This window comes from Amycolatopsis keratiniphila subsp. keratiniphila (assembly GCF_001620365.2).
Classification (GTDB): domain Bacteria; phylum Actinomycetota; class Actinomycetes; order Mycobacteriales; family Pseudonocardiaceae; genus Amycolatopsis; species Amycolatopsis keratiniphila.
This window is the reverse complement of sequence record NZ_LQMT02000020.1, coordinates 21,986-42,631: the sequence shown is the minus strand read 5'-3', so window position 1 is coordinate 42,631 and position 20,646 is coordinate 21,986. Positions and strand designations below refer to the sequence as shown.

Here is a 20,646-nt window from a genome sequence, read left to right as displayed (position 1 = left end):
GACCAGCCGCTTTCCGCCGACCGGCGGCCCGGTGCACACACGCGCGCGAGTGCGGACACAATGGGCGCGTGAGCGAGCCGATCCAGCCCAGCGAACTTGACGACCTCGTGGTGAGGATGACCGGTGTCGGGGTCCGCCGAACAGGCAACGACCTCCTCGCCGACCTCGATTGGACCGTGGAACTGGACGAGCGCTGGGTGGTGCTCGGCCCGAACGGTGCGGGCAAGACCACCCTGCTCCGGCTGGCCGCGGCCGAACTCCACCCGACCACCGGAACGGTCGACCTGCTCGGCGACCGGATCGGCAAGGTCAACATCTTCGAGCTGCGCCCGCGGATCGGGTTCACCTCGGCCGCGATCGCCCAGCGTGTGCCGGGTGAAGAGCGCGTCGTCGACGTCGTGGTGAGCGCCGGATACGCCGTCGTCGGCCGCTGGCGTGAGGAATACGACAGTCTCGACACCGACCGCGCCATGGAGCTCCTGGGCGCGCTCGGCATCGCGCACCTGGCCGAGCGCACCTTCGGCACACTGTCGGAGGGTGAACGCAAGCGGACCCTGATCGCGCGTTCGCTGATGACCGACCCGGAGATGCTGCTGCTCGACGAGCCCGCCGCCGGGCTCGACCTCGGCGGCCGCGAGGACCTCGTCGCCCGCCTTTCGGAGCTGGCCCTCGATCCGGAGGCGCCCGCCATGGTGCTCGTCACCCATCACGTGGAAGAAATCCCGCCGGGGTTCACCCACGCGCTGCTCCTGCGCGACGGCCGCACGGTCGCGTCCGGGCTCGTGGACGACGTCGTGACCAGCGACAACCTTTCCAAGACGTTCGATCAGGACCTGCTGCTCGAACGGTCCGGTGATCGCTTCTTCGCCCGTCGCCGCTGACGGGTCGTACTGACCGGTAGCCTGCAATCTGTCTTGGACGGTTAAGGAGGACGGCGTGGGAGAGTTCGTAAGTCTCGAGGTCGAAGGCGGGGTCGGCACGATCCGGCTGGACCGCCCGCCGGTCAACGCGCTGAACAATCAGGTGCAGGCCGAGCTGGCCGAGGCGGCCCGTGAGGCCTCCGAGCGCGACGACGTGCGCGCCGTGATCCTCTACGGCGGTGAGAAGACCTTCGCGGGTGGCGCGGACATCAAGGAGATGGCCGAGCGAACGTACCCCGAAATCGCGAAGTTCGGCGCCGCGCTGACGGCGTCGCTGGCCACCATCGCGAACATCCCGAAGCCGGTCGTCGCGGCCATCACCGGCTACGCGCTGGGCGGCGGCCTCGAACTCGCGCTGACCGCCGACCGCCGCATCGCCGGCGACAACGTCAAGGTCGGGCAGCCCGAGATCCAGCTCGGCGTCATCCCGGGCGCCGGCGGCACGCAGCGCCTCGCGCGGCTCATCGGCCCGAGCAAGACCAAGGACCTCGTGTTCACCGGCCGGTTCGTGAAGGCCGAAGAGGCCCTCGCGCTGGGCATCCTCGACGAGGTCGTGGCACCGGACGACGTCTACGCCGCCGCGCACAAGTGGGCCTCGCAGTTCGCCAACGGTCCGGCTGTCGCGCTTCGCGCCGCGAAGGCGGCCATCGACGGCGGTCTCGACACCGACCTCGCGAGCGGCCTCAAGCTCGAATCCCACCTCTTCGCCGCGCTCTGGGCGACCGAGGACCAGCGCAACGGCATGAAGTCGTTCATCGAAAACGGCCCCGGCAAGGCCACCTTCGAGGGGAAGTAGCCCGATGACCCAGGTGAACGACCCGGCGCCGAATCCGCACGCCACCGCCGAAGAGGTCAAGGCCGCCTTCGACGACCCCAAGCTCGCCAACGTGCTCTACCACGACTGGGAAGCCGGGACCTACGACGAGAAGTGGTCCATCTCCTACGACGAGCGCTGCATCTCCTACGCGACGGACGTGTTCAACGCCGTCGCCGGTGAAGACGGCCAGCCGTACCCGACCGCGATGGAACTGGGCAGCGGCACCGGTTTCTTCCTGCTGAACCTGATGCAGGGCGGGGTGATCAAGAAGGGTTCCGTCACCGACCTCTCGCCGGGCATGGTGCAGGTCGCGCTGCGCAACGCCGAGAACCTCGGGCTCGACGTCGACGGCCGGGTCGCCGACGCGGAGCGGATCCCGTACGAGGACAACAGTTTCGACCTCGTCGTCGGGCACGCTGTGCTGCACCACATCCCGGACGTCCGCGCGGCGTTCGCCGAGGTGCTGCGGGTGCTGAAGCCGGGCGGCCGGTTCGTGTTCGCGGGCGAGCCGACGAAGGTCGGTGACTTCTACGCGCGCAAGCTCGGCCAGATCACGTGGTACCTCACCACCAACCTGACGAAGATCCCGGTGCTGAACGGCTGGCGCCGTCCGCAGGAGGAACTCGACGAGTCCTCCCGCGCGGCCGCGCTGGAGGCCGTGGTCGACATCCACACCTTCGACCCGTCCGAACTCGAGTCGATGGCCCGCGGCGCGGGGGCGCAGGACGTCCGCGCGGTCACCGAGGAGTTCGCCGCGGCGCTGGCGGGCTGGCCGATCCGCACCTTCGAGGCCGCCGTGCCGCAGGAGAAGCTGACCCTGCGCTGGCGTCTGTTCGCGTACCGGCTGTGGCTGCGGCTGTCCGCATTGGACAAGAAGCTGCTTGCCAAGGTGCTGCCACGCGAGCTGTTCTACAACGTGATGATCACCGGTACCAAGCGTCCGTAGGTGTCGTACCGGTTCACGCTCGACGACGTCGCCTTCCTGCGCTCCGGCGCGGGAAGCGCGGCGCTCGCCGAATGCTCGTCCCTGCCGCTGACCGACAAGACCCGTATCGCCGCCGTCGCCGCCGTCCGCCGGATCGCCCCGGACCACGCGGCCGCGGTGCTGGAAACGGTGGTGCTGCGGCGGAAGTCTTCGTACAAACTGGACTCCGCGGACTCATGGCTGTTCACCGGCGACGCCCTCCAGCAGGCCAGCGCCACATTGGTCGCCCGGCACCGGGCTTCGCGGCTCGCCGGCCGCGACGTCCACGACGTGACGTGTTCCGTCGGCGCGGACCTGGTCGAGATCGCCCGCGTCGCCTCGAAGGCACTGGGTTCGGATCTGGACGAGGTCCGGCTCGCGATGGCGCGGCACAACGCTTCCGAGGCCGGGGTTTCGCCCTCGCTGCTCAGAGCCGACGCGCTGCGGCCGGTCAGCCGGTCTTCGGTCGTCGTCGCCGACCCGGCTCGTCGTGACTCCGCCGGGCGCCGGGCGTGGAAGCCCGCCGATTTCCTGCCGCCGCTGGACGGCCTGGTCGAGGCGTATCCCGGCCGCGAACTCTCGGTGAAATGCGCGCCGGGTCTCGATTTCTCCATCGCGCCCTGGGCGGACGAGGTCGAACTGGTCTCTTTGGACGGTCAGGTCCGCGAGGCGTGCCTGTGGCGTGGCGTGGGCTCGACGGTGTCGCGCCGGGCGACGGTGTTGCGTTCGGACGGTGCACAGTGGACGGTCACCGATGCCGATCCCGACGAGATCCCCGTGCGTGAGCCGGGTGAATGGATCGTCGACCCCGACGGTGCCGTGGTTCGTGCGGGACTCGTACGGCATTACGCGGCACGGCACGGTTTGTGGCAGCTCGACGAACGTATCGCATACCTGACCGGGGACACCCCGCCGCCGGGAATCCGGGCGTTCCGGGTGTTCGAGCACGGACCGTACAGTGAGAAGAATCTTCGTGTATTGCTGAAAAAACACGATATCGGTCGATTGGAAATCCTCGTCCGCGGTCTCGATGTCGATCCGGATGCCTTGCGGCGCAAGCTGAAACCTCGCGGAGGTGAAGAAGCTACTTTGGTTCTGACCAGAATCGGTCGTTCTGGAGTAGCGTTCCTTTGCCGCGCACAGCTGACGTGAGGAGCATTTCCATGAGCCGGTTCACCGGTCTGTTGAAACTGGCCGCCGCCGCGGCCGCCGGAGCCGTCCTCGCGGGCGGCGCCACCGCCGTCGCGAACACCGACGACGCCGCCTGGCGGCGCGGTCACGAGCCTGCGAACATCGGCCAGGTCAAGCTCGACGTGAAGGCCTACTACGGCGATGTCGTCGGCAGCGACGGCAAGCACGGGTACTCCGAGGGCAGCCGGTTCGTCTCCGACACCAAGCGCCAGGTCGAAGACGCCAAGCGCTATCTCTCGCGGCGGCTGGACCGCGGTGTGAAGAATCCCGCCGTCGTGTTCGACGTCGACGACACCGCCGAGGTCACCTACGGCTGGGAAGCGGACAACGACTTCGGCTTCGACCCGAAGAAGCAGCAAGAAGCCATCGACAAGGGCACGTTCGTCGCGAACAAGCCGGTGCTGGAACTGGCGAACTGGGCCGCGCAGCGCGGTGTGAAGATCTACTTCCTGACCGGGCGCAACGAGTTCCAGGGGCCGCAGTCGCTCAAGAACCTCGCGAACGAGGGCTACCCGGCGCCGGCGGGGGCGTTCTTCAAACCGAAGACCACCGCGCCGGACTACCTGCCGTGCGGGCTGACCTGCACCACCGTCCAGTACAAGGCGGGCACGCGGAAGCACATCGCCTCGACCGGCGCGACCATCCTGGCGAACTTCGGCGACCAGTTCAGCGACCTCGAAGGCGGCTACGCCGAGTTCCCGGTCAAGCTGCCGAACCCGATGTACTACCTGCCCTGAGGAGGGAATATCCGCGCGTTCGGCGTCGCTGTGCCCGGTATGGCTGACAAAAAGGTGTTGAAGCCCAGCGCGGACCACCCGATCACGGTGGCGCCGAACGAGTCGCGAGTGGTCGTCACGGTCGGCGGCAAGGTCGTGGCGGACAGCGCGAACGCGCTCACCCTCCGGGAGGCGAACTACCCGCCCGCGCAGTACATCCCGCGTGCCGACGTCGACTTCGACCTGCTGGAGCGGACGGACCACTCGACGTACTGCCCGTTCAAGGGCGACGCGTCGTACTACAGCATCCGCACCGGCGACGGCCTCGCCGAGAACGCGGTTTGGACCTACGAGGCACCGCACGACGCGGTCGCCGAGATCAAGGACCACGTGGCGTTCTACCCGACGAAGGTCGACTCGATCGAAGAGCGCTGACCTTCACGGGAGCTGGTTGATCCGGTCCCCGTCGGCCGCGAGCGAGGTGTCGGACTCGATACGCCAGGACTCCAGGCCCGGCGCTTCCAGTAGCGCGTCGATCAGGGCCTCGTCACCCGCGACGAGAGTCGAATCGAAGTCGACCTCGGTGGCGACGCACCACGCGCGGTCGTCCGGCCAGAACAGGTTGGGCGACTGCGCCTCGAACCAGTTCGGCCGGGGCCGCCAGCCGAGTTCGGTCGCGGCCGTCAGCGGCCCGTGGAACAGCAGGTAGTCCCGGCCGGGATGGCGCAGGCGCGGCGCGGCGAGGTGTTCGCGGGACAGCGTCGCCTCGTCGGCCCAGCCGTAGCCCTCCCAAAGGCAGAACCAGGCGTTCGGCGTGCTCGTGTGCCGGCCGAGCACGGCGAGCAGCGCGGTGAGGCTGTGCGACGGCAGACTGCCCCGGTCCGGCGGCGAACCCCGCCAGAGCGAACCGGTGAGATTCACCGGATCCGGGGAGCCGACGAGCGCGTGCCACTGCATGGCCGCATGGGCCCGGCGTCCCGTCTCGGCCGCCGCTTCGCGCCAGCTCGCCCATCCGCCGCGATCGCGCTCGGCGGGATGGCAGAGCCGCGCGTACGCGGCGTAGCCACGCGGAACCGTGCGACCGGCCGCGCCGAACGCGCCACCGAGCCTGGAGGAGATCCACTCGGCGGGCGAAGGGTCGAGCACCGGCTGCAGCACGACGGCAAGTCTTCAGCAAGATCAAGTGAAGCGCATCTTGTCGGTGGGCGGGGGCATACTGCCGGGCGTGGGTGTTCCGCTGCGTCGACGGTCAGGTCGTTCGGTGTACCGCGAAAGCAGTCCGGTCGCGGCGGTGGCCGGCGTCGTCGAGAGCGTCTGGACGGGTTTGGTGGGCTGCCGTCATCAGCTGAGGGTGTTCCCGGACGGCTGTGTCGATCTCGTCTGGGACGGGACCGCGCTGGCCGCGGTCACCACGGTGCGCGGGGTGCTGCGGCACGAGCTGCCGTCGGCGGTGTGGACCGCCGGGCTCCGCCTGCGGTGCGGCGTCGGCGGTGCGGTGCTGGGCCTGCCGATGACGGAGTTGCCCGCGGGCGCCACCCCGTTGCGAGACCTGTGGGCCGCTGAGGCCCGCCGCGCGGAATCCGAGCTGGCCGCGTGCGAGACGCCGGGCGAGGCGCGGCCGGTGCTGGAAGCGCTGGTCGCCGAGCGGCTCCGCGACGTCGAGGTGGACGGGCTGTCGGTCGCGGCCGCTCGGGCCTTGAGCGCGCCCGGCGCCCGTACCGACCGAGTGGCGGCGGAGCTGGGCGTGAGCGAGCGCGGCCTTCGTCGGCATGTCCGGCACGACGTCGGTGTCGGCCCCAAGGAGCTGCAGCGGGTGCTGCGCTTCCACGGGTTCCTGAAGCGGGTCGAAGCGGTGGCGCGCGACCACGCGTCGCTCGCTGACGTCGCCGCCGATGTGGGTTATGCGGATCAGTCCCATCTCGGACGGGAATGTCGCCGGCTTTCGGGCGCGTCGCCCTGCGCGCTCGTGCGGTCCTGGACTGGCCGAAACGTTCCAGACTGAGGAGGCCCGCCGAGGCGAAGATCGGGTGGTGCTCGAACCTTTCCGCGTCACCATCGACATCCGTACCGACGATCTCGACCTCAACGGTCACGTCCGCGGCCCTGCCTACCTCGCGTACGCCGATCACGCGCGTTGGGAATGCGTGTGGGCGGCCGGGGTGGACCCGTTGGCTTTGAAGGCCGGGAACCTCGGCCCGGTCAACCTCGAGACGACGATCCGGTTCCGCCGCGAACTTCGCGCCCGTGCGCGGATCGACGTTCTGACCCGGTTCGCCTGGGAACCGGGCAAGGTGTCCCGCGTCGTCCAGGAGTTCGTGGCGCCGGACGGCGCCGTCGTGGCCGAGGTGGAGAGCCTCTCCGGGCTGATGGATCTCGAATCGCGGCGCCTGGTCCCGGATCCGGGACGGCATTGGCGGGAATACGCTTCACGGCCGGAGGTCCTCGGCTTGGGGTGATCAGGTTTTTGGAGGTTGGTGGGCCATTTCGCTTGAGGTGGCTCGAATCCCGCGCGCTCGTAGTACTCGCGCAAGGCAGGGTTGTCCGTCGTGGTCGCCACCCGGACGGTTTCACCCCAGAGCCCGGGATCCGCCTCGGACACCGCACAGGTCGCGATCGGCCCGCCGGCCCCGACGATCAGCAGTGCCTCGCCCGCCTGGATCTGTTGCCGTACTGAATCCACGGGAAAGCGTTGCGGCCATTGGTGAATCCCACGCGCGGCCAGCCAGCCACGGTTGCGGCTTGATGTCCGGGGTGAGCGGCTCGGAGCCGGTGAGGATCGGCATGTCCCGATGATGCCCCGGCGGTGGTTGGATGTCCGTCGTGGTCGACGAGAACCTCGTACGGAAGCTGATCGCGGAACAGTTCCCTCGGTGGGCCGGGCAGGCGATCGCACGATGGCCCTCCGGTGGCACGGTCAACGCCATGTTCCGGCTGGGCGACGACATGGTCGTGCGGTTGCCGCTGACCAAGAGCGGCGCGAAGGACGTCGCGCTGGAACAGAAGTGGCTGCCCCGAATCGCGCCGCGGCTGCCCACGCCGATCCCCGAGGTGCTCGGAGCGGGAGCGCCCGCCGGCGAATACCCGTGGCCGTGGTCGGTGTACCGCTGGCTGCCGGGTGAGAACCCGCTGCCGGAAACGCTCGGCTCGCCGGTGCCACTGGCCGAAGACCTCGCCGAGTTCGTGCTGGCGATGCGCCGTGTCCCGCCGGTACCCGCGCCTGCCCTCGCGCATCGTGGTGGACCGCTCGCGACATTGGACGTGGAAACACGATCGGCGATCGAAAGCCTGCGCGTGATTCCGGAAGAGAACGTCGACTGCGACGCCGTCCTCGCTCTCTGGGAGGAGGCTTTGCGGATCCCGGCTTGGGACGAGGCGCCGGTGTGGCTGCATGCCGATCTGATGCCGGGCAACCTGCTGGTGGACGGGGACCGGCTGTCCGCGGTGATCGACTTCGGCTGCATGGGCGTGGGCGATCCGGCCTGCGACCTGTTCCCGGCGTGGAACCTGTTGCCCGCCGACGCGAGGGGCGCCTTCCGGGAAGCGCTGGACGTGGACGACGCCACCTGGCGCCGTGGCCGCGGCCGGACGCTTTCGCAGGCGCTGATCGCGTTGCCGTACTACCGCACGACCAACGAGGCCATGGCGAGTAACGCCCGGCACGTGATCCGGGCGGTGCTGGACGAAATCACTTGATGACGGGTTTACGGTTCGAACATGACGAGCACGCTCCGGTTGGCCGAGGTCACCGCCGCCAACTTCGACGCCGCGATCGAGCTGAGGGTCCACCCGGCGCAAGCCCATTTGGTCGTGCCGGTCGTGAAGTCCCTCGCCGAGGCCTACGTGCACCCCGGCGTCGCTTGGCCCCGCCTCATCTTCGACGGTGACCGGCTGGTCGGTTTCCTCATGGCCTTCCTGGACATCGATTTCGCCGGCGACGGCACGGGTACGGACATCCGCTCGGGCCTGTGGCGGCTCAACATCGCGGCAGGCGAGCAGGGCCGAGGCTACGGCCGGTTCGCGGTCGAGGCCGTGGCCGCCGAGATCCGCCGCCGGGGCGGCGACCGCCTCACCGCCACCTGGCACGCCGGGGGAGGAAGGTCCGAACGCTTCTACTTCAAGCTCGGCTTCCGGTTGACGGGAGAGATGAGCGGAGACCAGGTCGTCGGAGAGTTGGCGTTGGATTAGGAGTGCCGGAATCCGTCGGCGGGCAGGGGCGATCGCGGCCGGGTGTGAGTTCGGTTTCCGGTGACCGGTGGGTCGGCTTATGTCCGTAGGTGCATGGTGTTGCGCCTCGGGGTCCCGGTGGAGTCGAGGTAGGCGGGCGGCGTGAATTCCGGCAGGCCGTCTTGGGCGATCTGGACTTTCCATTCGCTGCGGTGGATCAGCCGGTGATGTTTGGTGCAGAGCAGAACAAGGTTGTCGATTTTCGTTTCGCCGTGATGCCGCCAGAAAACAATGTGGTGAGCCGTGCAACGAGGTACGGGCATGTCGCAGCCGGGAAACGCGCAGCCACCATCTCGGAGGGTGAGCGCGTACTTCTGTGCCAAGGACACGGTGCGTTTGGACCGGCCGATGTCCAACGGTTCGCCTGCGGTGCCGAGAACACCGGGGCGGACGCGGGCGTCGCAGGCGAGGATGCGGGCGTCGGTCGCGCTGATCGGGCCGACTAGGTCGAGGTGGGCTTCGCCGATGTCGCGGATCAAGTCTTCGTAGGACATCGTGACCAGGATGTGCGTGGCTTCCCCGGCCTGGCCGGGAAGGTTGCGGCTGGTGGTCTTCAACCGGACGTAGTCGGTGAAAGCGTCCCCGTAGCGTTCGTCCTGAGTCCGGGAATCACGGACTCCGTCGATGGCTTTGTGGGGTTTGGCCATCGGATCCAGATCGGACTTCAACCGGGCGTAGGTTTCCAGATCCAGGCGAGCCTTGAGACCCAAGGTGCCGTCGCGGTGCTTGACGAACCGCAGCTCCGGCCGAGTCTCCTTCGGATCCTCGTCACGGGGTTCCTTACCGTCCGGGTCGAGCTCGTCGAGCAGGCGACGTCCGGCCCGGGCGATCTGGCGTGGCCCCGCATGTCTGGCCAAGTCGACCAGGATCTTCTCCCCGGCCCGCACGTCCGCTTCGGGAACGCTCGACGGGATCCGGGCGAGTGTCTTGATGATCGCGTCGATCTGACCCCCACCGATCGCACCCTCCGCAGCAGCCTCTGCCGTCAATGGAGCCAACGGTGGCTCGGGATCCCCGCCGATCGATGGGCCGGGATGCAGGGCGAGGACGCGGTCGGCGCGGGCGGCGGCTTCTTTGTCCGACACCAGGAAATCCTCGAGAATCAACCCGGCCAACGTCGAATGACCACTGCAGCCGCGGATCCCGCGAGAATTGATTTCGGCGAGGATCGCGTTCTGCTCGGCATCCAGTTGGCGCTTCAGGACTTCGAGTTCCTGTTTGCGGGCGTGCAGCGTCGCCGTATCGACGCGCCACCACTCGGTGGACGTCTTCGGAGGTGCATCGTCGCTGGACACAAGATCAACGCTACGCCGGATCGAACACCTGTGCTATAGCATATTCAGGCTATATCGAACGATGTAGGACGCTAAAGGCAATGCAGAGAGCGAGGGTGGCTGCAATTAGCCGACTAACTGCAGCCATCCCCGTTCAGCCCGCAGAGAAGGCGGCGAGGCGGGTGCGCACCGCCCCGGCCCCGTGCTAACGTCGTTCCTGAGCCCCGTATGGGCCTACGCATGGAGGTAGCGGCTACTCGGCCACTGGAGATCGGCACATGCCGTCTCGCATAATCACTCATCCCCGCGTCGTGGGATGACGCCTCCATGCGTTGCGCCCGAAAAACCGGGCGTATGTGTGCTCCTCCGGTGACGGTTCCACGCCTCCTGTCGACGCATCGATGGGAAAGGAACGCATTGACCTTCAACGACCAGGTGATCGAAGAATTCAGGCAAGGTAAAGGAGGTGCGTCCGAGGGCTGGAAGCTGATCCTGCTGACCACCACAGGTGCCAAGACCGGCAAGCGGCGGACGAATCCGTTGGGGTACCTCGAAATCGACGGCAAGACCGTCGTCGTCGCTTCGAATATGGGAGCGCCGGCGCATCCGGGCTGGTACCACAACATCCGGCGTGACCATCGGGTCACGGTCGAGACGAGGAGTGAGACCTACGAGGCGGTCGCGGCCGTTCCGCCCGCGGTGGAGCGTGACGCGCTGTTCGCGAAGATCGTCGCCGAGGAGCCGGGATTCGCCGAGTACCAGGCGAAAACGACGCGCGAGCTGCCGGTCGTGATCCTGCACCGGATCGACGAGCGGGTGCGAGGGTTGGGCGACTTCCTGGTGGAGGTCCACGAGTGGCTGCGGGAGGAGCTCAAGTCCCTTCGCGCCGGGGTGGAAGACATCGTGGCCGGTCGCGCGGACGCGCTCATCATGGAGAAATCCTTGAAGGCACACTGTGTTTCGTTCTGCGAGGCGCTGACCAAACACCACACCGGCGAGGACATGGGCGCGTTTCCCATGTTGACGCAACGGTTTCCCGCGCTGGCGTCGGTGTTGACGAAGCTCGGCGAGGACCATGTCGTCGTCGCGGCGACGCAGAAGCGGATCCGTGACCTCGTGGAGGGGTATGTGCACGGCGAGAGCGATCCTGTGCGCTTGCGCGACGAGTTCGACGCCCTCGCGGGGACGCTCGAAGCGCACTTCGCTTATGAAGAGCGGACCATCGTGACGGCGCTCAATGTGACGACGCCCGGCTGATCGGGTGGACGCCCTGGGGTTTCGGCCCCGGGGCGTGTACCGTGGGTGGTGGCGGCGCCCTCGGCGTGACGCCGCGAGGCGGGCGGAAATCGTCCCCGGCCTCGCCGAAGACCGCGAAACAGCGGTCCCCCTCGAAAGGTTTCACCGTCAAAAATCACAGCACCGACAGTGCGCTGTTCAGCCACCCGCTCGACACCCAGGTCGAGCGGCACGACCCGGCGACCCCCCAGGGGGAGCGATACATGGATCTTTTTCGCGAACCTTCTTACCCCACACCGGAACTTTCGGCCGACGCCGTTCGTTGACGGAGAAGACCAACGTTTTGGGTGTCGTGTTCCAGCACGCTCGCGCAGAATTCGTCGCGGGCGTCGCCTTCCGTGCGTCGCGCCGCGACATCGGCTGAAACAGCCGATAAAAGTCCTGGCCACCGACAAGAAGCGACGATATGACTTCAGTTCTAAACAACCCGGACAGCGCAGAGCGGCAGGCGCCACAGCCCCTGCTGTCCGGGGAGCAGACCAACACCGAAAACTTTCTCGTCAAGCTGTTCGCGGTGGTGCCCCTGGTGGCACTGGCCGCCTCCGTCCCCTTCGCGTGGGGCTGGGGTCTCGGCTGGGTGGACCTCGGCCTCGCCGCCGGGTTCTATTTCCTCACCGGCCTCGGCGTGACCATCGGATTCCACCGCTACTTCACCCATGGCGCCTTCAAGGCCAATCGCGGCCTGCGGATCGCCCTCGCGGTCGCGGGCAGCATGGCCATGCAGGGCCCGGTCATCGGCTGGGTGGCCGACCACCGGCGGCATCACGCCTTCGCCGACCGCGAGGGTGACCCGCATTCCCCATGGCGGTTCGGCACCACGCCGGCCGCGCTGGCCCGCGGCTTCTGGCACGCCCATATGGGCTGGCTGTTCGAACGTGAGAAGACCAACGCGCGGCGGTTCGCCCCGGATCTGCTCACCGACCGCGACATCGCTCGCATCGACCGGCTGTTCCCGCTGCTCACCGTGGTGACGTTGCTCGCGCCCGCCGTCCTCGGCGGCGTGATCACCTTGTCGTGGTGGGGCGCGGTCACGGCGTTCTTCTGGGCGAGCCTCGTCCGGGTGGCGCTGCTGCACCACGTCACCTGGTCGGTGAATTCGCTGTGCCATCTGATCGGCGATCGCCCGTTCGCCGCCCGCGACAAGTCCGCGAACTTCTGGCCGCTCGCCATCGCCTCGATGGGTGAGTCCTGGCACAACTCCCACCACGCCGACCCCACCGGCGCGCGGCACGGCGTCCGCCGCGGTCAGCTCGACATCTCCGCACGGCTGATCTGGCTGTTCGAGAAGGCGGGCTGGGCGACGGACGTCCGGTGGCCGAAGGCCGACCGGCTCGGTCGCAAACTCAATCCCGGCCACTCGTTGTCGCTGCGCCGTCGTGCGCAGCGGGTCTGAGCCGTCAGCGGATCGCGCCCGTGATGGCGTCGATCAGCTCCGGACCATCGGCGAACACCGGGTCGTTGTGATCCGCCCCGGGAACTTCGATCATCCTGGCGCCGACGGTCCGGGCCACCTCGCGGCTTTGGTCGGCGGGGACGATCGAGTCCCCGGCGCCGAACACGACGGTCACGGGCACCTTCACCTGGGCGACGGTGTCCTTCGTCGGGAACTCGTCCCGCAGTAGCCAGTGGACCGGCAGGAACGGGTAGTGCCGTTGCCCGACCGACGCGAGGTCGACGAACGGTGAGCGCAACACGAGCGCGGACGGCGGACGTTCGACGGCCAATTCGGTGACGACCGCCGAGCCGAGGCTTTCGCCGAAGTAGATCAGCGGCGCTCCGGCCTCGCGTACCAGGAAGTCCTGTGCGGCGCGGACATCCAGCGCGAGCCCGTCCTCGGACGGCTCGCCGGGATTGCCCCCGTAGCCGCGATAGTCCAGGAGCAGCACCGAGAGCCCGCGCGAGGTCAGCGCGCGGGCCAGTGGTGCGCGGTACATCCGGTTTCCGGCGTTGCCCGGCGCGACCAGCACGGCCGCCTTCGCGTCGGCGACCGGGAAGTACCAGCTCGCCAGGCGCAGCCCGTCCGAGGTGGTGAGCGTGACGTCCCTCCCGCCGGGCAGGATCGCCGCCGCACCGGGCGGCGGGCCTGCCTCGGGGAGGTAGATCAGCTTGCGCTGGAAGGCGAACGCGCCACCGAAGACCACACCGACGAGGGTGACGGCCACCACCAGCGCGATCAAGACCTTCTTCCGCATGTTCATGGCTTCGCCGTCGGAAGGCCGAACCTCGCGAACAGGTCCGCGTCGAGGAACGAGGTGATGTCGCGGATCCGATCGTCGCGAAGGGACAGCACGGAGATCGACCAGGGATGGTGGACGGCGTCCGCCGCTTCGCCGAGGTAGCAGGCGACGGCGGGCTGCCCGTTGGCGGTGACGACCTCGGTGCGCCAGCTCGGGCATCGGCCGAGCGGGACCTCGACGGCGAAACCGGTGACCGCCTCGATGCCGCTGTACCAGTGCGCGAGCGGCGGCATGGACCAGGTGACGTCCTCGGTCAGCAACGCCACGAGCGCGTCGGCGTCACCGCGCTCCAGCGCGGAGGCGAAGCCCGCGGCGATCTCACGCGTGCGGGTGTCGTCGAGTTTCGGCTGCTCGCCGGGCGGCGCGACCTTTTCCGCCACGATCGCCCGCGCGCGTTGCAGCGCGCTGTTCACCGCCGCGACCGAAGTGTCCATTGTGGACGCGATTTCGGCGGCGGAGAAACCGAGGACGTCGAAGAGCACGAGCGCGGCCCGCTGGTTGCCCGGCAGGTGCTGCAGTGCGGCGACGAACGCCAGCTCGATGGCCTCGCGCCGCTCGTACCGGGTTTCCGGGCCGTCGGGGTACGGGCCGAGCCACGCCACTTCGGTCAGCGGGACGTGTTCGAGCACGACCCGCTCGCTCGACGGGCCGAGGTCCATCGGCAGCGCCCGTTTCCCGCGTGCCTCCGCGAGGTCGAGGCAGGTGCGGGTGGCGATGGTGTAGAGCCAGGTGCGCATCGAGCTCCGGCCCTCGAACCGGTCCATCCCACGCCAGGCCCGCAGAAGCGCGTCCTGCAGGGCGTCGTCGGCGTCGTGGGCCGAGCCGAGCAGGCGATAGCAGTGGGCGTGCAGCTCGCGGCGCAGCGGCTCGACCAGGCGATCGAACTCCGCGTCGTCGGTGCGCACGACGGCTACTTGGCGCGAAGCGCGGTGACGGCGGGGGTGAACATCGTGGTCTTGATCGCGGACAGCGTGCCGCGGTCCTTCCCGGCCAGCGGGCGGACGAGATCGGCCGCGTACTCCAGCAGCGCGGGCTTCTCGGCGACGGCGTCCACCAGCCCGAGATCGCGCGCGTCGGTGCCGCCGAACCGTCGTCCGGTGGTCATCGACGCGATCGCGGCGGCGGGGGTGAGCTTGCCCTGGATCAGCGCCGCCATCCCTGGCGTGAACGGGATGTTGATATCCGCCTCGGGGAAGCAGAAGAACCCGCGGTCGGCACGCATCACCCGGAAGTCGTGCGCCATCGCCAGCATCGCCCCGGCGCCGAAGGCGTGCCCGTTGATCGCGGCGACCGTGTGCACGCCGAGGGTGAGCACGCGGGCCAGCAGTTCGTGGACGTCGGCGACGTACTGCGCGGCCTTGGCGGGGTTGCTGGTGAGCCAGTCGAGGTCGAGGCCGTTGGAGTAGAACTTCCCGGAGCCGACGGTGACCAGCACCGCCGGATCCGGATAGGCGACGACGGTGTCCAGCTGGGCGTGGACGGTTTCCAGCCAGGACGGCGAGAAACGGTTCTCGTCGTCCCCGAGGTCCAGCAGGAACACCGGGGCGTCGTGGCGCAGAGTGGGCATGTCAGTCCTTCCGTGGGGGTGGGAGCAGGAGTATGGCGTGGACCGCGGCGGACAGCCGGGCCCGGGAGTCTTCGGAGATCGGCTCGCCCGCGGTGAACGCGCGGCGGAACAGGGCCGTCGGCAGGTCGACGACGCAGGTCGTCAGCACTTCGACGGCCTGGGCGTCCCGCCTGCCCCAGAGCCGTTCGGCGAGCGTGACGAGGAGCTGGACCAGGCGTTTGTCGAGCGCGAGGAGATCACCGGCGAGATCTTCGGGGACCTGCGGGCCGAGCAGATGCTCCTTCTTGACGGTGATGAGCAGGCGCGCCGCTTCCGGACGCCGGTCGGCGAATTCCGCCGGTGCGTCCGCCGCGCCGGCGACCGCCGCGGCCGGGTCTTCCGCCTGATCGGCCAGCTCGGTCTGAAGGTCGAGAAAGGCGCTCGCGGCGCGGAGCCAGACGCGGGCCAGCAGCGCGCCGAGCGAGCCGAAAGCGTGGTAGATCGTCCCGTTGGACACTCCCGCGGCGGCCGCGAGGGACCGCACGGTGACGCCGCGGGCGCCGACTTCCACGACAAGGCGCTCGGCCGCGTCGAGCAGCCTGTCCAAGTCGTGCACGCGGGGCCGGGGCATACGGCGAGGATAACAGAGCGCTTGCTCTAAAACGACGGAACCCTGTGACGTGCTTCACCCGTCGGGCTGTCACATCGGGCCGGTGGCCGGGGTCAACCCCGCGAACCACCGAGAAGCCAAGGAGAAACCGAAATGACCACCGCTCATGTCATCTTCACCGTCGTCGGAGCGTTCATGGCCGCGTTCTCGGCCGCCTCGATCTTCTTTCGCGCCAAGTGGGTCGTGCAGCCGCTGGCGGACTACGGCGTTCCGCGCAGCTGGTGGACGCCGCTCGGGGTCGCCAAGGCGGCGGGCGCGCTCGGCCTGATCGCCGGCCTGTGGGTGCCCGCCCTCGGCGTCGCGGCCGGGATCGGCCTGGTGCTCTACTTCACCGGTGCCGTGATCACCGTGCTTCGCGCGCACTGGCCGTCGCACGTCGCGTTCCCGCTGATGTACATGGCGCCTGTCGTCGCTTCGCTCGTGCTGGGCTTCGCGGCCTGATGTCAGGAGTCCGGGGACCACACCGCGAGCTCGGCGCCGCCGGGCTCGCGGAAGTGGAACCGGCGCCCGCCGGGGAACGAGAACGGCTCGACCGTGACGATTGCACCCGCGGCCTCGACGGAAGCCCTCGCCCGGGCGAGGTCGTCGGTGCGGATCGTCACCAGCGGCGCGGCCGTCTGCTGCGCGGCGTCCTGCTGGAAGCCGAACGAGACCGTGCCGCCGCTCTGGACGTCGGTGTACGCCGGGCCGTACGCCGTCGCCGCCCACCCGAAGGCCTTTTCGAAGAACGCGCCCGAGCTCGCCGCCGAACTCGACGGGAACTCGACGAAGTCGATTTCGTACATGGGCGTCGAAGCTACTCCGGCCCACCGACAAAACCGGGTCAGACGCTGCGCAGCACCGAGACCACGACGCCGAGCACGCTCGCGCGGTCCCCGTCGATGACCTCGTAGGCGGGGTTGCGCGGTTCGAGGTACACATGGCCGTCGCGGCGGCGGTACACCTTGACCGTGGCCTCCTCGTCGATCATCGCGGCGACGATCTGGCCGGAGTGCGCCTCCTGCTGCTGCTTCACCACGACGATGTCGCCGTCGCAGATCGCCGCGTCGATCATCGAGTCACCGCGCACCCGCAGGCCGAAGACGTTGCCGCGCCCGGTGAGTTCACGCGGAAGGGTCATCACGTCGTCGACGTGCTCGACGGCCGAGATGGGCGTTCCCGCGGCGATGTCACCGACGACCGGGACCGGCACGGAGTCCTCTGTGGACGCCTTCGACGAGGTGCCGTGCAGGAAGGCACGGACGTCGATGGGGCGGGAGATCGAGCTGCTGCGGCGGAGGAAGCCCTTCTCCTCCAAGGCCGCGAGGTGCTTCGACACCGAGGACGTCGAGCGCAGCCCGACCGCTTCACCGATCTCGCGCGTGCTCGGCGAGTATCCGTACTCCATCACCCATTCGCGGATGGTCAGCAGGATCTTCTGTTGCCGCTCCGGCAGGGAAGCGGCTTCCTCGAACAGCTCGAGATCTTGGTAGGCGGTCATCATCGGGATGTTAGTTCGTACAGGCCGCCGCGATCGCCGCGGTGTCCCAGTAGAACGGCCGCACCTCGGTGATGCGCCCGTCCTCGACGGTGATCGTCTGCAGGATCGGGAAATCCAGCTCGCGGCCGGTGGCCCTGGCGCGGGCGTGCACGTGGGTCAGCACGACCAGTGGGCTGCTCTCGCTCAGGAAGCTCTGCTCCGCCAGGTCGAAGACGTCCCAGGTGTCGCTCATCGCGGCGAAGAACCGCTCCATGCCCTCGTGGCCGCGCCAGATTCCGCCGTAGGGCAAGGAATCTGCCTGGTGCAGTACCACGGCGGGGGAGAAGAACGGGGCGAGCGGCGCGAAGGTGGCGCCGCCCGCCGCGAGGTACTCGGCTTCCGCCGCGTACATGCCCTGGAGCACGGACAGTGCGTCTGATGTCGTCGTCATGACGACCACTGTGATGCCCGGCGTGGCGGATCGCTGGCGGTCATCCGTCGTCGAGATCGGCCGGATGGCGGCGCGGCCGGGCCGAAAGTCCGATCCCGCGAGCGTTTCCGCGAGGTTGACTCGATCGTATGAACACGAAGATCACCGCGGCGGTACTCGTCGCCGCGACGGCCATGGTCGCCCTGTCGGGTTGCGGGCTCAGGGAAGGGCTCACCGAAAAGGCGAACGGACACGTCAAGACGGTCGGCTACGCGACCGGTGCCGAGGGCAAGCGGGACAAGGACGCCCGGTTACCGGAATGGGTGCCGGACGCGGCGTCGTCGGTCACGGAGGTCATCCGGACGACGGGTTCGGAGCGGATCCTGAAATTCACCGGCGGGACCCTGCCCGCACTCTGCGTGCCGGGGGCGGCCGCGACGCAGGCGGCCACCCTCGCCGCCCAGTGGTGGCCGCAGGGTCAGGAGAGCCGGACCGACAAGGTCTGCGGCGAATGGCACGTGCTGGTCCAGGGCGTCGACGTGTACGCGTTCAAACCGGAGACGCTGGTGAGCACGAGGTCCTGAGTCACTCTTCGGGGGTGAGCGCGTCGGCGCAGGCGGCGAGGTCGTGCAGCAGCCGGTCCCGGCCGGCTTCCGAAAACGGTGCGAGCATGCGGTCCTGGACCGCGCGCACGGCGCCGCTGGCGGCACGGAGCCGTTCGCGTCCCTCGGGGGTGAGCGTGCTGGGCAGGGCGCGGCCCTGCGGCGCCGTCGCCGGGCGGGTGATGAGCCCTCGGTCCTGCAAGCCGCGCAGGACCAGGTTCATCGACTGGCGGGTGACGAACACGGCCCTGGCCAGTTCCGCGTTCGACAGGCCCGGTCGCTGTGAGAGCACTTCGAGGCAGGAGTACTGCGGCACGGTCAGGTCGAGGGGGCGCAACGCGGTCTCCATCGCCGTCCGGAGCGCCGTCGCCGCTCGTTTCAGGAGGTATCCCGCCGATTGGTCCAGTGGTCCGACCGTCATGTCAGCATCATGACATACGCGCGGCCTGGCGGAGCAGCGCGAGGGCCTGCTCGTCCGACGAGCCCGCCGGGGTCGTGCACACGATCAGCAGCTGGTCCGGTGAACGGGCGATCGACAGGGTCTGCTGGGTCACCGTGACCGAACCGACGACCGGATGACGCAGCTCGTAGCTTTCGGCGTCACAGGGCCGCACGCGATGGTCGCCCCAGAGCGCGACGAACTCGGGGCTCTTCATCGTCAGCTCGCCGATCAGTTCCGCGAGCAGCGGGTCTTCGGGATACTTGCCGACGGCGATCCGCAGGTTGCCGACCACCGCGCGGATCTTCCGCTTCCAGTCGACGTACAGGTCCCGGCAGTGCGGGTCCAGGAACAGCATCCGGCTCATGTTCGGCCGTAGCGCCGGGTCGCCCGGCGCGTGGAAGTCCAGATGCCCGCCCAGCAGGGCGTGGCCGAGCGCGTTCCACGCCAGGACGTCGGAGCGGCGGCCGAGCACGAGCGCCGGAGCGTCGACGGTGCTCAGGAGATCCCGGGTCTCGTCGTGGAGCTTCTCGGGCCGCGGACGGCGCGCCCGTGGGGTGCGGCGGGCGGCGCCGGCCAGCCGGTCGAGGTGACCGCGTTCGTGGTCGTCGAGCCGGAGGGCGCGGGCGATGGCGTCCAGCACTTCGGCCGAGGCGCCGCGGGACATGCCCTGTTCCAGCCGCGCGTAGTAGGAGACGCTGACTCCCGCGAGCTGGGCTAGCTCCTCACGCCGCAGACCGGCCACCCGGCGGCGCGACCCGAAATCGCGCAGGCCGACGTCTTCCGGTCGTAGCCGCGCCCGTCGTGCCTGCAGGAAGTCGCCGAGCGGGCCAGGTCCGTCCATGAACCCGAGTATCCGTGGCGCGGCCACTGTCAGCCACACCCTCCCAGTGGGAGGACAAACGGGGCGTGGTCCGCGTCCGGCCGGGGCCGCAGGCTCGGGGACATGGACGAGATCACCATCGGAGACGTCACCGTCACCCGGGTCAAGGAGTTCTACGGTTCGCTCGGCATGACGCCGGCCGAGTTCATGCCGGACAGCCCCGGTGGCGCGTGGGACGAACACCGCGACTGGCTGGCGCCCGACTTCTGGAACCCCGAGACGAACGAATGCCACACGGCGCTGCAGTCCTGGCTGATCCGCAGCGAAGGACGCACCATCCTCGTCGACACCGGGGTCGGCAACCACAAGGACCGGCCCTACGCGGCGGTGTGGAACCGCCTCGACACCGCCTACCTCGACAACCTCGCGGCCGCCGGCGTGCGGCCCGAGGACGTCGACGTCGTGGTCAACACCCATCTGCACATCGACCACGTCGGCTGGAACACGCGGCTCGACGGCCGCACCTGGGTGCCGACCTTCCCGAACGCCGAGTATCTGATGCCGCGGCCCGACTTCGACTTCTGGAACCCGGCCGAAGCCCACGATTCCGTGCTGGGGCGGGGAAATCAGAATGTCTTCGAGGACAGTGTCGCGCCGGTGCACGAGGCGGGGCTGACCCGTCTGTGGGACGGCACGCACCGCATCGACCGGAATCTGCGGCTGGATCTCGCGCCCGGCCACACCCCCGGCTCGTCCGTGCTCACCCTGGAATCGGGTGGGGAGAGGGCGTTGTTCGTGGGCGACCTCGTGCACACCGCGGTGCAGATCGTGGAGCCGGACACCAATTCGCCCTATTGCGAAGACCCGGCGGGATCCCGCGCCACCCGGCACAAAGTGCTCGGCGAGGCCGCCGACGACAACGCTCTCGTCTTCCCCGCGCATTTCGGTGCTCAGGGCGCTCTGCGGGTCGAGCGCCGGGGATCGAAGTTCGCGATCGCGCGGTGGGCCGGGTTCTCCGCCCTCTCCTGAGGAGTTTTC

Annotated in this window: 26 protein-coding genes; 15 read left to right on the top strand and 11 right to left on the bottom strand. The window is 68.9% G+C overall.

The window, feature by feature from the left end; translation table 11 throughout:
• Nucleotides 1-68: 68 nt before the first annotated feature.
• Genes AVR91_RS20355 through AVR91_RS20330 form a run of 6 tightly spaced genes read left to right on the top strand, consistent with a single transcriptional unit; the run spans nt 69 to nt 5,043 of the window.
• Nucleotides 69-881, top strand: a complete 813-nt coding sequence (locus AVR91_RS20355) for an ABC transporter ATP-binding protein (protein WP_063272700.1) — start codon at nt 69-71, stop codon at nt 879-881.
• 55 nt (nt 882-936) lie between these two features.
• Nucleotides 937-1,716 (top strand): enoyl-CoA hydratase/isomerase family protein, encoded by a 780-nt coding sequence (locus tag AVR91_RS20350; protein ID WP_005167845.1) that lies wholly within the window; start codon nt 937-939, stop codon nt 1,714-1,716.
• Between the two features lie 4 nt (nt 1,717-1,720).
• Nucleotides 1,721-2,683, top strand: a complete 963-nt coding sequence (locus tag AVR91_RS20345; RefSeq protein ID WP_016336617.1) for a class I SAM-dependent methyltransferase — start codon at nt 1,721-1,723, stop codon at nt 2,681-2,683.
• A complete protein-coding gene (locus AVR91_RS20340) occupies nt 2,684-3,853 on the top strand; it encodes a class I SAM-dependent methyltransferase (protein ID WP_063272699.1) in 1,170 nt (389 codons plus the stop codon). It begins immediately after the preceding gene.
• 11 nt (nt 3,854-3,864) lie between these two features.
• The gene (locus AVR91_RS20335) at nt 3,865-4,629 is read left to right on the top strand and encodes an HAD family acid phosphatase (protein ID WP_063272698.1); all 765 of its coding nucleotides are present in this window, start codon (nt 3,865-3,867) and stop codon (nt 4,627-4,629) included.
• Nucleotides 4,630-4,668: 39 nt separating this feature from the next.
• A complete protein-coding gene (locus AVR91_RS20330) occupies nt 4,669-5,043 on the top strand; it encodes a DUF427 domain-containing protein (RefSeq protein WP_043848334.1) in 375 nt (124 codons plus the stop codon).
• A gap of 3 nt (nt 5,044-5,046) precedes the next feature.
• On the opposite strand, the gene AVR91_RS20325 is transcribed toward AVR91_RS20330, so the two are convergent.
• Nucleotides 5,047-5,766: a hypothetical protein gene (locus AVR91_RS20325; protein ID WP_063272697.1), complete on the bottom strand. Its 720-nt coding sequence runs from the start codon at nt 5,764-5,766 to the stop codon at nt 5,047-5,049.
• A gap of 103 nt (nt 5,767-5,869) precedes the next feature.
• Here AVR91_RS20325 and AVR91_RS20320 point away from each other — a divergent pair, with 103 nt between their 5' ends.
• From AVR91_RS20320 to AVR91_RS20305, 4 genes are all read left to right on the top strand, one after another.
• Nucleotides 5,870-6,610, top strand: a complete 741-nt coding sequence (locus tag AVR91_RS20320; RefSeq protein WP_228709261.1) for a helix-turn-helix domain-containing protein — start codon at nt 5,870-5,872, stop codon at nt 6,608-6,610.
• 28 nt (nt 6,611-6,638) lie between these two features.
• The gene (locus tag AVR91_RS20315; protein ID WP_063272719.1) at nt 6,639-7,064 is read left to right on the top strand and encodes an acyl-CoA thioesterase; all 426 of its coding nucleotides are present in this window, start codon (nt 6,639-6,641) and stop codon (nt 7,062-7,064) included.
• A 355-nt stretch (nt 7,065-7,419) separates the two neighbouring features.
• A complete protein-coding gene (locus AVR91_RS20310; protein ID WP_063272696.1) occupies nt 7,420-8,301 on the top strand; it encodes an aminoglycoside phosphotransferase family protein in 882 nt (293 codons plus the stop codon).
• A 21-nt stretch (nt 8,302-8,322) separates the two neighbouring features.
• The gene (locus tag AVR91_RS20305) at nt 8,323-8,793 is read left to right on the top strand and encodes a GNAT family N-acetyltransferase (RefSeq protein WP_063272695.1); all 471 of its coding nucleotides are present in this window, start codon (nt 8,323-8,325) and stop codon (nt 8,791-8,793) included.
• Between the two features lie 77 nt (nt 8,794-8,870).
• Here AVR91_RS20305 and AVR91_RS20300 read toward each other — a convergent pair whose 3' ends face one another.
• The gene (locus AVR91_RS20300) at nt 8,871-10,127 is read right to left on the bottom strand and encodes an HNH endonuclease signature motif containing protein (protein ID WP_076857386.1); all 1,257 of its coding nucleotides are present in this window, start codon (nt 10,125-10,127) and stop codon (nt 8,871-8,873) included.
• 396 nt (nt 10,128-10,523) lie between these two features.
• Between AVR91_RS20300 and AVR91_RS20295 the strand changes: the two genes are divergently transcribed.
• Both AVR91_RS20295 and AVR91_RS20285 read left to right on the top strand, forming a co-directional pair.
• Nucleotides 10,524-11,363: a nitroreductase/quinone reductase family protein gene (locus tag AVR91_RS20295; protein WP_083737660.1), complete on the top strand. Its 840-nt coding sequence runs from the start codon at nt 10,524-10,526 to the stop codon at nt 11,361-11,363.
• Between the two features lie 445 nt (nt 11,364-11,808).
• Nucleotides 11,809-12,795 carry an acyl-CoA desaturase gene (locus AVR91_RS20285; protein ID WP_211282743.1) on the top strand — a complete coding sequence of 329 codons (987 nt, stop codon included), beginning with the start codon at nt 11,809-11,811 and terminating at the stop codon, nt 12,793-12,795.
• A 4-nt stretch (nt 12,796-12,799) separates the two neighbouring features.
• Here AVR91_RS20285 and AVR91_RS20280 read toward each other — a convergent pair whose 3' ends face one another.
• From AVR91_RS20280 to AVR91_RS20265, 4 genes are read right to left on the bottom strand one after another with little or no spacing between them, the layout of a single operon-like run.
• Nucleotides 12,800-13,600 carry an alpha/beta hydrolase gene (locus tag AVR91_RS20280; RefSeq protein ID WP_083737658.1) on the bottom strand — a complete coding sequence of 267 codons (801 nt, stop codon included), beginning with the start codon at nt 13,598-13,600 and terminating at the stop codon, nt 12,800-12,802.
• Nucleotides 13,597-14,544 carry a sigma-70 family RNA polymerase sigma factor gene (locus tag AVR91_RS20275; protein ID WP_063277491.1) on the bottom strand — a complete coding sequence of 316 codons (948 nt, stop codon included), beginning with the start codon at nt 14,542-14,544 and terminating at the stop codon, nt 13,597-13,599. The genes AVR91_RS20280 and AVR91_RS20275 overlap by 4 nt, the downstream gene beginning before the upstream one ends.
• A 5-nt stretch (nt 14,545-14,549) precedes the next feature.
• Nucleotides 14,550-15,206 carry an enoyl-CoA hydratase-related protein gene (locus AVR91_RS20270; RefSeq protein WP_063277492.1) on the bottom strand — a complete coding sequence of 219 codons (657 nt, stop codon included), beginning with the start codon at nt 15,204-15,206 and terminating at the stop codon, nt 14,550-14,552.
• 1 nt (nt 15,207) lies between these two features.
• Complete coding sequence (locus AVR91_RS20265) at nt 15,208-15,816, bottom strand: TetR/AcrR family transcriptional regulator (RefSeq protein ID WP_063277493.1); 609 nt, start codon at nt 15,814-15,816, stop codon at nt 15,208-15,210.
• A 132-nt stretch (nt 15,817-15,948) separates the two neighbouring features.
• On the opposite strand from AVR91_RS20265, the gene AVR91_RS20260 reads away from it, so the two are divergent.
• Nucleotides 15,949-16,296, top strand: coding sequence for a DoxX family protein (locus AVR91_RS20260; protein ID WP_063277494.1), 348 nt, complete (start codon nt 15,949-15,951; stop codon nt 16,294-16,296).
• A 2-nt stretch (nt 16,297-16,298) separates the two neighbouring features.
• Here the strand turns inward: AVR91_RS20260 and AVR91_RS20255 are convergent, their stop codons facing one another.
• Genes AVR91_RS20255 through AVR91_RS20245 form a run of 3 tightly spaced genes read right to left on the bottom strand, consistent with a single transcriptional unit; the run spans nt 16,299 to nt 17,765 of the window.
• On the bottom strand, nt 16,299-16,640 hold the full coding sequence (locus AVR91_RS20255) for a VOC family protein (RefSeq protein WP_063277495.1): 342 nt from the start codon (nt 16,638-16,640) through the stop codon (nt 16,299-16,301).
• Between the two features lie 38 nt (nt 16,641-16,678).
• Entirely contained in the window at nt 16,679-17,335 is a 657-nt protein-coding gene (gene lexA / locus AVR91_RS20250) for a transcriptional repressor LexA (RefSeq protein WP_063277561.1), read from the bottom strand.
• Nucleotides 17,336-17,345: 10 nt separating this feature from the next.
• Nucleotides 17,346-17,765, bottom strand: coding sequence for a nuclear transport factor 2 family protein (locus AVR91_RS20245; protein ID WP_063277562.1), 420 nt, complete (start codon nt 17,763-17,765; stop codon nt 17,346-17,348).
• A gap of 128 nt (nt 17,766-17,893) precedes the next feature.
• Between AVR91_RS20245 and AVR91_RS20240 the strand changes: the two genes are divergently transcribed.
• Nucleotides 17,894-18,328: a hypothetical protein gene (locus AVR91_RS20240; protein WP_063277496.1), complete on the top strand. Its 435-nt coding sequence runs from the start codon at nt 17,894-17,896 to the stop codon at nt 18,326-18,328.
• Between the two features lies 1 nt (nt 18,329).
• On the opposite strand, the gene AVR91_RS20235 is transcribed toward AVR91_RS20240, so the two are convergent.
• Both AVR91_RS20235 and AVR91_RS20230 read right to left on the bottom strand, forming a co-directional pair.
• Complete coding sequence (locus AVR91_RS20235) at nt 18,330-18,767, bottom strand: MarR family winged helix-turn-helix transcriptional regulator (protein WP_063277497.1); 438 nt, start codon at nt 18,765-18,767, stop codon at nt 18,330-18,332.
• A 7-nt stretch (nt 18,768-18,774) separates the two neighbouring features.
• Nucleotides 18,775-19,629 (bottom strand): helix-turn-helix domain-containing protein, encoded by an 855-nt coding sequence (locus AVR91_RS20230; protein ID WP_063277498.1) that lies wholly within the window; start codon nt 19,627-19,629, stop codon nt 18,775-18,777.
• 102 nt (nt 19,630-19,731) lie between these two features.
• Here AVR91_RS20230 and AVR91_RS20225 point away from each other — a divergent pair, with 102 nt between their 5' ends.
• A complete protein-coding gene (locus tag AVR91_RS20225; protein WP_063277499.1) occupies nt 19,732-20,637 on the top strand; it encodes an MBL fold metallo-hydrolase in 906 nt (301 codons plus the stop codon).
• Nucleotides 20,638-20,646: the final 9 nt, after the last annotated feature.